1 protein-coding gene is annotated in these 694 nt (G+C 65.4%); it reads left to right on the top strand.

All coding sequences use genetic code 11. The annotated features are described in order from the left end of the window. Positions 1-694, top strand: a 694-nt coding sequence (locus FAZ21_RS20065; RefSeq protein WP_211243554.1) for a hemagglutinin repeat-containing protein, incomplete at both ends; no start/stop codon positions are given.

Below are 694 nucleotides of genomic sequence, written 5' to 3'. Positions count from 1 at the left end.
AAGACGGCGACCTCAACGTGATCGGCAGCCAGCTGCGCATCAAAGAAACCGAAGCCAGCGCCCTGAACGCGCTACTGGGCCAGGGCAGTACCATTCAACTGGCCGCCAGCCAGGACGTAAACATCAGCGCCGACCTGGACCAGCACACCCGCGACGACGACTACCGCTACCAGAGCAAAAACGCCGTCGGCAAACGCGAAAGCTGGGGCAACAACAGCGAACAGACCACCACCGCCGTCGCCAGCCTGGTGAGTGGCGACAACGTCGCCATCCAGGCCGGGCGCGACCTCAGCATCCAGGGCAGCCAGGTGGCCAGCACCCTCGACCTCGACCTGCTGGCGGGGCGCGACGTCCACATCGGTGGCGTTGGCGAACAGGACAGCAAAACCAGCGAAGACCACCAACGTGGCAGCGGCATGTTCCAGAGCGACATGGGGGTGACCTTCGGCAAACAGAGCAGCGATGCTACCCGCGATCAGGACACCCAGCGCGTAGCGGGCAGCCTGGTGGGCAGCAGCGCCGGCAATGTCACCGTCTACGCCGGACGCGACATCGGGGTGCAGGCCAGCGACCTGATCGCCGGCGGCGACCTGAGCGTATCGGGGCGCAACGTCCTGATCGAAGCGGCAGCGGAAACGCAGCACTACGCCGAAACGCAAAAGCAGAAACAGTCCGGGCTGAGCATCGGGCTGGG

It is taken from the genome of Chitiniphilus eburneus (assembly GCF_005048205.1).
Lineage (GTDB): Bacteria > Pseudomonadota > Gammaproteobacteria > Burkholderiales > Chitinibacteraceae > Chitiniphilus > Chitiniphilus eburneus.
This window is presented reverse-complemented; position numbering and strand designations above follow the sequence as displayed.